Source organism: uncultured Paraglaciecola sp., from assembly GCF_913058035.1.
In the GTDB taxonomy this organism is placed as follows: domain Bacteria; phylum Pseudomonadota; class Gammaproteobacteria; order Enterobacterales; family Alteromonadaceae; genus Paraglaciecola.
In genome coordinates this window covers 1-5570 of record NZ_CAJXPA010000229.1, presented here as the reverse complement: position 1 = coordinate 5570, position 5570 = coordinate 1, and the positions used below count along the sequence as shown (strand labels likewise).

5 protein-coding genes and 1 pseudogene are annotated in these 5570 nt (G+C 38.3%); 2 read left to right on the top strand and 4 right to left on the bottom strand.

Annotation, left to right across the window (positions count from 1 at the left end):
- Nucleotides 1-183: 183 nt before the first annotated feature.
- Complete coding sequence (locus tag QZ562_RS19090) at nt 184-1080, bottom strand: TIGR01777 family oxidoreductase (protein WP_293763790.1); 897 nt, start codon at nt 1078-1080, stop codon at nt 184-186.
- A gap of 24 nt (nt 1081-1104) precedes the next feature.
- Entirely contained in the window at nt 1105-1473 is a 369-nt protein-coding gene (folX, locus tag QZ562_RS19085) for a dihydroneopterin triphosphate 2'-epimerase (RefSeq protein WP_293763786.1), read from the bottom strand.
- A gap of 102 nt (nt 1474-1575) precedes the next feature.
- Between folX and QZ562_RS19080 the strand changes: the two genes are divergently transcribed.
- A complete protein-coding gene (locus tag QZ562_RS19080) occupies nt 1576-2646 on the top strand; it encodes an AI-2E family transporter (protein WP_293763783.1) in 1071 nt (356 codons plus the stop codon).
- A 254-nt stretch (nt 2647-2900) separates the two neighbouring features.
- Here the strand turns inward: QZ562_RS19080 and QZ562_RS19075 are convergent, their stop codons facing one another.
- Nucleotides 2901-3686 (bottom strand): 2OG-Fe(II) oxygenase, encoded by a 786-nt coding sequence (locus QZ562_RS19075; RefSeq protein ID WP_293763780.1) that lies wholly within the window; start codon nt 3684-3686, stop codon nt 2901-2903.
- Between the two features lie 437 nt (nt 3687-4123).
- Nucleotides 4124-4642 carry an aldehyde dehydrogenase family protein gene (locus tag QZ562_RS19070; RefSeq protein ID WP_293763793.1) on the bottom strand — a complete coding sequence of 173 codons (519 nt, stop codon included), beginning with the start codon at nt 4640-4642 and terminating at the stop codon, nt 4124-4126.
- Between the two features lie 485 nt (nt 4643-5127).
- Here QZ562_RS19070 and QZ562_RS19065 point away from each other — a divergent pair.
- Nucleotides 5128-5447: pseudogene (locus QZ562_RS19065) on the top strand (helix-turn-helix domain-containing protein).
- The last annotated feature ends 123 nt before the right edge of the window (nt 5448-5570 follow it).

Genomic DNA, 5570 nt, shown 5'->3' with positions numbered 1-5570 from the left:
GATTATTGCTCCGTTAGCGGGTGCGCTAGTGGTGAGTATTCTTGGTGCTTTAGGTTGCTGGAGACTGTTGTCGCTCAACACCAGCCAATTGTTACGTCAGATGGTCTAACTACAAAAATTAAGCAGGCTAACCCTTCAAGGTGCCTGCTAGTTTTAATTGACTACTTGCTTAAATATAGGCCATTATTTTTTACGTAAACAGTCAAGAGCTTGGGATATTTTAGGGTATTTGAATTCATAGCCACTTTCTTGTAGTCGGTTAGGCACGACTCTTTGACCAAATATCACTAGATCAGCCATTTCCCCCATTATTATTCTTAACGCAAATTCAGGCACTTTAAATATACAAGGTCGAGATAGGGATGAGGCAAGTTCACGACTAAATTCTAGATTGGTAACAGGATTGGGTGCAGTGAAATTGTAAACACCTTCACAACTTTCATTGGTTATTAAATGCGCAATGCCTTGCAGCATGTCTTCAAGGTGTATCCAAGACATATATTGACTGCCGTCACCAATTGGTCCACCTAGACCTAGTTTAAATGGCAGTAGCATTTTTTGTAATGCACCGCCTCTTTTGGTGATAACTACACCCGTACGTAAAATACACACTCGAGTTTTATCTGATTGTGCTTTTTTGGCTAAAAATTCCCAACGTTCGCAAAGTTGGTGACTAAACTCATCATGGGGAGTTGAAAAATTTTCATCAATAACTTGGTCTTGCTGACGGCCATAAAAGCCTATTGCTGATCCACTTATCAATAACTCAGGTGGGTTATCACCTGCGTTGATAAGTGCCACTATTTCTTCAGTGATTGACCAGCGACTGTGTTCAATTTTTCGTTTTTGTGCCTCAGTCCATTTCTTGGATACGATGGGTTCACCGGCTAAATTAATTACTACATCATATTCATCTAAATTATCAAGATGTGTGAGTGTCGATAGAAAGTGTATTTTGTGTCCCAGTATTTGCTCAGCCATGGCCACATTACGGGTATAAACTGCTACGTCGCAAGGACGTAAGATAGGAATAAGGTTAGAGACAATTACGCCTGACCCACCGGTGATAAGTATTTTCATAACTTCCTTAAATTAATATTTGCATTACCCATTTTTGTTACACGACAAGCATAAAGAAACTGAGTCTGCAAAACGTAAAGCGTGGGGTTTATCAACTTCTGCCTCAGCATAGTTTACCCAAGGGTGTTCTGCTGCGATGGCAAGTACATCTGCAGTAAGTTTTTCAAGTAAAGAAAACCTGTTACTTTCAACTAGGTTGATAATTCTTTTGGTGATAGTTTTGTAATTCAACGCATCGACCATTTTATCCGAACCTGTTGCTTGGTCTGCACAGTAATGCATTTTTACGTTAATGACTACATCTTGCATATTAACAATTTCGTCATCGTTAACACCAATATAAGTTCTCAAACGTAAATTTTTAATCCTAATGGTGGCTGGGTTTAACTTCATACTTGTCCCTAGGGTCGGTTAAGCTTTCTTTTATATTATGCGCTATAAAATATCATACAGATCTGCTAATTTGCTCACAAGATTTTCATTAAGAAGCTTCATATGCAAACTAAATCTCAAAGCACCATCAAGATATTAGTGATTATGGCGTCGATAGTCGTAATACTCGCCGGAATTAAAGCTGCAACCGCTATAGTAGTACCATTTTTATTATCGGTGTTTATCGCCATGGCTTGTAGTCCCATCATTACGTGGGCAAATCAATATAGATTACCTAGAGCAATAGCTGTGGTATTAGTAATACTCATCATAGTGACATTTGGATTGATTTTGGCCGGGTTAGTTAGTCAGTCGATGAATGAGTTTAGTTTAAACATACCTAGATATAGAGAGCAATTAGACGGTGAATTTGCTTGGGCTATTGGTCAGTTGGATACTTTTATCTTCAGCGAAGATAAACAGCAATTGTTATCCTATTTAGACCCTGGTGCAGCCATGAATATGGCGACCAATTTGTTGTCTAGTTTAGGAGGGGTGTTAACTGACTTTTTATTGATTTTGTTAATTGTAGTTTTTATGTTGTTTGAAGCAGAATCAGTCCCTAAAAAAATTCATATTGCACTTGATGATCCCAGTATGAAGATACAACAAATTGATAAGTTTTTAGTCTCAGTTAAAAATTACTTGGCGATTAAAACACTGGTTAGCTTGGGTACAGGCATAATTATTGGGTTGTGGTTATACTTTCTTGGTGTTGATCACTTTTTGTTATGGGCTGTTTTAGCCTTTTTGCTTAACTACATCCCCAACATTGGTTCTATCATTGCCGCTGTTCCTGCAGTGTTATTAGCTTTTGTACAATTAGGTGCTACAACAGCAGGGCTAACAGCTTTGGGCTTTGTTGTGTCAAATATGGTGATGGGCAACGTCATTGAACCCCGCTATATGGGACGTGGTTTGGGTTTGTCTACTTTGATTGTCTTTTTGTCTTTAATCTTCTGGGGATGGTTGTTAGGCACAGTAGGCATGTTGTTATCTGTGCCTCTTACTATGATAGTTAAAATAGCTTTAGAGTCTAGCCCAGATACACGTTGGGTAGCGCTATTGTTAGCTAGTGATAGTGACGAAAAAATAAGTAACGAAGAGGAAGTATTAGATACAGAAATAAAGTAGTCGATTTATCTTTTTAAAGTTCATTTTTAAAATTTAATTTTAAAATATAGTGAGAAGATACATTTGACCTAAATTTGGTAATAAATAAAGGGCTGTCTCAGACCACAATCACAAAGCGACATCGGAATGAGCTGAATAAAGATATCGGTGACAAGGTTTTAATCGTATCTCAACAATTTCATCTGTTGTTTAGGGGCGAACAAGGTATGAAGACGCTCAGCTTCTTTTATTTCAATTATGAGTTGTAAGCATCCCTATAACTTAAACAAAACGTCGCTACGAATTATATATTTGGTCCCATTAGTGATTGGTACTGAACTATGGACACAATGTAAAGGATGCATGCCGTGAGGAAAGCACAATATACTGCCAGTTGGTGTGCGAATATCAATATTATTCACCTTGTTGCCTATCATTGCGGGTCTAGTCGGGTCATCCCCATTGATCATAAAGCGTGTTGCACCACCTTGAAACTCATCACTTAGAAAGATTAAAGCTGTCATTTTGCTAAAACGATCCGGATAAGCATTAGCTACCAATTTGTCATTGATAATACGACTTCCTGGCCAAGCACCATCAGAGTGGGGTTTAAAAAAGTCATCTGGATTATAACGATAAAACCGAAAGCGCGCATTGAGCCCTAATGCTTCACTGCCATCAAAAATAGCTTGGCGGTCATCCATTAAATGCACTATGCGCTGCCAAATAGTGCCATCGGTTTGTTCATCCACTATCCAAGTTAAGCTGTCGTTATGACGCACGCTACGCGGTAAAGAAACCGCGGCATCAGGCAAAAATCCTAATTGTTCACTAATACCAATCAGTCTTTCACATTCTTGTTTTGATAAAACATTTAATAACTGAAATGCCCCCGGTACCTCAGACAATTCACGTCTTTCAATATAATCTATATCGTAGCTATCACTTAAGTTTGCTGCATTGACATGGCGATTACCCCAAGCAGGCAAAGCGGGGTGTTCTGCACCAGGCTCCAAAGCGGCAACAAAAAAGTCTAGTGTTGCGTCAGTTTTCTTATTCATATTTTACACTCTCATGAACTGATTTTGGTATTGCTGTATGTTCTTAAATTAATCGTGCACTTAGATAAATTGTATGTTTGGAAGGTTGTATGTCTGAGTAAATTTATGTCTGAGTCAATTGTTTGTTTGAGTATGTTGTTTTCTAAAGTTTGCTCATGCAAATTATTTGTTTGTTCAGCGTTCGCAGCTAAGTAAACTAGCGATGACTGGCAACCGTTCCATGAAAACTGAAACCACTGTGCTTTGCACCTACCTACAGTCATGAAACACTTACGCCTTATTTTTTGGTACCATGCCAGCTTTCAGTTGTTGTGCTGTGTATTTGCACCAGAGTCACCAAATACTAAAGCAGCTAAACCATAAGGTCTATCGCCCAACCGCCTTATACAATTATTAAAACGACTGATAGCGACAATTGGACCTAATGTCTCATCCTGCTATAAAACTCTATAGGGTGTGATATTTGTTACATCAGTGGGTTGTATAAAGGGCAGTTCATAATGAGACTTACTTTGGCATGCTGCGTAGGATTGCGCAATATTGACATTATTTTGAGCCCAAGGACTTGCTTGATAACGCCTAGATGACGCCACCACTTTGTGCTCAAGTTCGCCAGCTATAAGTTCGTCGACATAGATCCGCTCTATAAAAGTGCATATTTGGCTGGTATTTTCAAATGAACTTGCTACCGCAAATGGTGCTGCTTTATCAATGTTGGCATCTACCAATACCTTCCCCGTTTTTGCATCACCGTGAGCAATTTGTAGTACACCTTCTGGTAACACTTCATTTGTGATTCTGACAAAAAAGTCAATAACCAATGGGGTCTCTTCTGAAGGTTTTAACACCACACTATTGGCGGTGACCAATGCGGGAAATAACAATTTATTTGTCATAGTCAATGGATTATTCCAAGGTGAAATAACCCCTAAAACACCCAACGGTCGATATTGAATTTTTGCATTATGTCCTATTGTCTCGGTTGTTAGAGCTTTGGCTATATCTTGGGTAAAATGAGTTACGTTTGAACAGTTCCAGCCACTTCGTAACTATCTCTACGATAATTTTTACCTATTTCTTTACCCACTTCTTTACTAATAAGTAGCGCTAGTTGATCTTCTGTTGTCGCAAGATGGTCGAAGCCTCGGCGACATTCTGTTGACGGTCACTAAGAAGTAATGTTTACCAATATTTTTGTGCTTTTTTGGCACGCAATACAATAGCGGGTAAATGTTTTGGATCAGTAATAAGTAAACCACCCAATGGTGCTTTATTAATTGGTTCATAAGAAATGAGTGTCTTCCTAAAATAGCTCCCTAAAATGACACTAGCTGCAATGCGTTACGATAGTAAATTGGTTAAGAATGAACATTATGCCAACGTAGTATATTAAAAAATCAATTTGCTTTTAGTAACTACTGATTTTAATAGTAAAAATAATATGAAAAACACAACTAAAACAACCAATAATAATAAAATATCAATTTAGAAAAATACGAAGATCCATGTCTTATTGAGCGAAGTGTGAGAATTTCAGGTGGTAAATGGAAAGCCTCTATTCTTTGGCATTTTAAGGACGGTCTGGTCCGTTTTAATGAATTATCTCGCATGTTAGGCGGTGCTGTTGAGAAGATGGTTGATCAGTGCCTCAAAGAATTAGAAATACAAGGCTCAGTTTCTCCTAAAGTGACCAGCGATCGTCCTTTTGATGTCTCGTATGACATCACAGATTTTGGCCGTTCAGACTGGAAAATTTTATAACTGTCTCTTAGTAACATCTACGAGCCGACGAGACTGTAATAGAGCTAGTATGCAGTCATCTGATTGTAAAAAAATATACGTTCTAGCAGCACAAGACGATGTTTCTCTAATGATGAGTTTTGT

What these genes read in the sequence shown, in the direction of transcription:
- QZ562_RS19090 (WP_293763790.1), bottom strand. Translation starts at nt 1,080, where the DNA reads ATGAAAATACTTATCACCGGTGGGTCAGGCGTAATTGTCTCTAACCTT.
- folX (WP_293763786.1), bottom strand. Translation starts at nt 1,473, where the DNA reads ATGAAGTTAAACCCAGCCACCATTAGGATTAAAAATTTACGTTTGAGA.
- QZ562_RS19080 (WP_293763783.1), top strand. Translation starts at nt 1,576, where the DNA reads ATGCAAACTAAATCTCAAAGCACCATCAAGATATTAGTGATTATGGCG.
- QZ562_RS19075 (WP_293763780.1), bottom strand. Translation starts at nt 3,686, where the DNA reads ATGAATAAGAAAACTGACGCAACACTAGACTTTTTTGTTGCCGCTTTG.